General features: G+C 69.2%; 1 protein-coding gene. It reads right to left on the bottom strand.

Annotated features, from left to right (window positions below; all coding sequences use genetic code 11):
* Positions 1–1,106: polyketide synthase (locus tag AB0I04_RS55175; protein ID WP_360905093.1), on the bottom strand; the 1,106-nt coding region annotated here is incomplete at both ends.

Genomic DNA, 1,106 nt, shown 5'->3' with positions numbered 1-1,106 from the left:
GCGGGCCACCCGTCCTCCGCGTCCGGGGCCTCGACGATGACGTGGGCGTTGGTCCCCGACACCCCGAACGACGACACCCCCGCACGGCGAGGACGGCCCATGTCCGGCCACTCCACCGCTTCGGTCACCAACTCCACCGCACCCGAGGACCAATCCACGTGCGGCGACGGCTCATCGACGTGCAACGACGCCGGCACCACACCACGCCCCATCGCCAACACCATCTTGATCACACCCGCCACACCAGCAGCCGCCTGAGTGTGCCCGATGTTCGACTTGATCGACCCCAGCAACAACGCACGATCCCGACCCCGCCCATACGCCGCCAGCAAAGCGTTCGCCTCAATCGGATCACCCAAAGTCGTACCGGTACCGTGCCCCTCCACCACATCCACATCACCAGGACCCAACCCCGCACTCGCCAACGCCACACCAATCACCCGCTCCTGCGACGGACCATTCGGCGCCGTCAACCCATTACTCGCACCGTCCTGATTCACCGCCGAACCCCGCACCACCCCCAACACCCGACGACCATTACGCCGCGCATCCGACAACCGCTCCAACAACACCAGACCGGCACCCTCACCCCACCCCGTACCGTCCGCCGACGCCGCGAACGCCTTGCACCGGCCGTCCGGGGCGAGTCCGCCCTGCCGGGAGAAGCCAACGAACAGGCCCGGCGTCGCCATCACCGTGACACCGCCGGCGAGCGCGAGGTCACACTCCCCCGCCCGCAACGCGTTGCACGCCAGATGCATCGCCACCAACGACGACGAACACGCCGTATCCACCGTCACCGCCGGCCCCTCGAAACCGAACGTGTACGACACCCGGCCGGGCACGACGCTGCCGGTCCCCGGCATCACGTACCCCTCCAGCCGCGCGTCGTCGGAGGCGTCGGTCGCGTAGTCGTGGTACATGACGCCGGCGTAGACGCCGGTCGAGGACCCCTTCAGCGAGGCCGGGTCCATGCCCGCGCGCTCCAGCAGTTCCCACGCGGTCTCCAGCAGCAGCCGCTGCTGCGGATCCGACGCCAGCGCCTCCCGCGGACTGATCCCGAAGAACCCGGCGTCGAACTCGCCGGCGTCGTACAGGAACCCGCC

Source organism: Actinoallomurus sp. NPDC050550, assembly GCF_040655075.1.
Taxonomy (GTDB): domain Bacteria; phylum Actinomycetota; class Actinomycetes; order Streptosporangiales; family Streptosporangiaceae; genus Actinoallomurus.
This window is presented reverse-complemented; position numbering and strand designations above follow the sequence as displayed.